The 2,617-nt window shown below is 62.8% G+C and carries 2 protein-coding genes; one reads left to right on the top strand and one right to left on the bottom strand.

Features of this window, described 5'->3' with window-relative positions:
- Window positions 1-31 precede the first annotated feature (31 nt).
- Window positions 32-2,125, bottom strand: a complete 2,094-nt coding sequence (locus ABIE57_RS20415) for a recombinase family protein (protein ID WP_354540872.1) — start codon at window positions 2,123-2,125, stop codon at window positions 32-34.
- Between the two features lie 212 nt (window positions 2,126-2,337).
- Between ABIE57_RS20415 and ABIE57_RS20410 the strand changes: the two genes are divergently transcribed.
- On the top strand, window positions 2,338-2,617 hold a 280-nt coding region (locus ABIE57_RS20410; protein WP_354540871.1), incomplete at its 3' end, for a hypothetical protein.

Here is a 2,617-nt window from a genome sequence, read left to right as displayed (position 1 = left end):
GGCGATCGCGTTTCATAATGCCTCTCCTTCTTCAGAATCCAGGCAGGGTCATGGACTTATCTGCCATTTTATCAAGGGCTTGCCTCGGCCGGCGTGCGGCGATCTGCTGCAACCCTATCCGGACGACCTCGCTCTCCAGCGCCTCGACTGGTATTTTCCATGGCGCCGAGTACATGATCTGTGTGGCGGGCAAAGCTCCCGACCGGATCAGCTTGTGAACCGAAGCAACGCAAACGCCAAGCCGTTTCGATGCTGCATCCACACTGATGGTCTTCGGGATCTCGGCGTTGGGATCGTAGGGCGGAATCGCGAGACTGTCGCGGAGCGCCGCGACCCGAACAGTCGTCCACGTTTCACCATCTTCGGTGCGGCAACGCATCCTGTTGAGGGTTACGGCCAACTCCCGGTCTGGCCAATGTCCGCCCAGCTTGCGCAAAACCTCCCCGGCGGCGAGCTCCCGGCCGGGCGGGAACCGGCCAGTCTTGCGCCGCGCCAGCCTGACTTCGGTGTGGCGCCCGCCGATCCAGTGCAGCACCAGAACGAATTCGTTCGATTTCTCGTCGATGTCGATCACGACCTCCTCGATCAGCAGCCTGACCAGACGTTGCCTCGCGCGGGCATCGGTTCCGGTTGCGTTCCACACAAAGGGCAGGTCTGATGCGAGCTTCATCAAAATCGAGGGGTCGGCCCGGGGCCTCGTATTGGTATCCGCATCCAACCGTGCGAGTTTCTGCTCGACCGCCGCCACCCGCTCCAATGCAGCGTTCCAGCGGGCCTCCAACGTCCGGGCGACATGCCGTTTGGCGGGATCGACATGCTCATGGCGGCGTTCTGCAAGGTCCGCCGCATATCGGGCCTCCTCGAGCTCCCTTTCGACCGCCAGCCGGACGGTCTCCTGCGTCTTGGCGGCTTGCTGGCCCGCCAGAAGGGCGGCCTGAACCGCTTGGCCGGAAACCGCCTCGAGAAGCTGGTCTGCGACCGCAGCGTCAATAGCACGCCCACCAGCGCCGATGCACAGACCGGCGCCGACATGTCCGTCATCGCCGCGGCACTGATAGCGGTGCGACTGGTCGGTGCCCACCTTGTAAGACACCCGCATCATCCGGCCACAGCGCGCGCAACGTGCCATTCCCGACAACAATGCCTGCCCGCCTCGCCCCGATTTGCGGGCTGCCCGCTTCTGCATATGCGCGTTCTCCCCAAGCATGCGGCGGTTCTCTTCATAGGCGCGCCAATCGATATATCCCTCATGGCTATCCTTGATGAGCACGCTCCAGTCCTTAATCGTCTTGTGGTGGCCGCTGGTCTTGCGAGCATACCCATCGACCACCCGTGTACGGTTCCCGGTCCGTCCGAAGGCGTAGGCTCCCGCATAGATAGGACTGTGCAGCACCTGCATCACGCTATGATAGGCTGGCTTGCGCCATGTGATCTTCCGCAGGGCCCCGTTGCGCTGCACCACCGGAAGATGGATGTCTGCCGCGCGCAGCCACAGGAACACCTGCCGACCGCTGCCGAGTTCGCGGAACTTGGCGAAGATCAGGCGGATTGCCTGTTGGACACGTTCATCGGGGTCCATCTCGATACGGTCATCCTCACTCCAGCAGAAGCCCGGTGGCAGAGTGAAGCGAAGCTCGCCCCTGCCGGCCTTGGCATCGCGGGCGGCCAGGCCCCGTTGCCGCAGAAGGTTGAGTTCGTATTCCGACATGGTTCCCTTCAACCCCAGCAACAACCGATCATTCATCAGGCGTGGATCGTAAACGCCCTCGGGGTCAATTACCAAGGCCCCGGTCAGGGCGCAGAGATCAATCAGATGATGCCAGTCCCGGCCATTGCGCGCCAGCCGGGAAGCCTCGATGCAATAGACCGCCCCGACCAATCCTGAACAGACTTCCGCGACCAGGCGCTGGAAACCCGGCCGGGCCATCTGCCCGGAACCCGAACGGCCCAGGTCTTCGTCGATCACCTGGACGGCCGCAAAGCCAGTGTCGCGGGCGGATTCAGCCATCTGATATTGTCGCTTTTGGCTCTCCAGATTGCCGAGGACCTGACTCATCGTCGATTGCCGGACATAGACGATGGCGCTGCGGGCAAGGTGCTCAGCGGTGATCTTTGCGTGCATCATTCTGCGAGTCCCCCGTCATCTTGTCCGCCGCCGTCAGCAGCAACTCCGCCAATGCCTCCAGGATAGCCGGCGTCGCCGGTGCTGCCGGGGGGCGGTTCCGTGGGTCTTCCAGTGCCAGGCAGATCTGCTCCGGCTGCGGGTAGTGTCGTGGTCGGCGGGGCATGCATGTCCTCCTTTGGATTCTCGTTTCCAGAGGATGCCAGAGACTCGGCGTGACGCATCAATTCCAAGGTCAGGGCCAGCGCTTCGAGCGCCTCCAGCGCAACGAGCGGCGGACCAATGTCCAGCCGCGCACAATATACGGGATCGCACATCCAGGGCGGCAAGGTCCGGAAGAAGCCAGGTCGGTCCTCCACCAGGATCGAGCTCGCGCCTTGCCTACGGCCGCCATCGCGGGCGTGCAGGACACGGCCAAAAAGCGGGTGCCACGGATACTCGATCCGCAGTTCTCGATTTTTGTATGCGGAATGATTGCCGATTTGGCGATCTGGT

The sequence above is a fragment of the Roseovarius sp. MBR-6 genome (genome assembly GCF_040547525.1).
In the GTDB taxonomy this organism is placed as follows: Bacteria; Pseudomonadota; Alphaproteobacteria; order Rhodobacterales; family Rhodobacteraceae; genus Roseovarius.
Note: the sequence above shows the minus strand (reverse complement) of the source record. Positions and strands in the feature narration are given on the sequence as shown.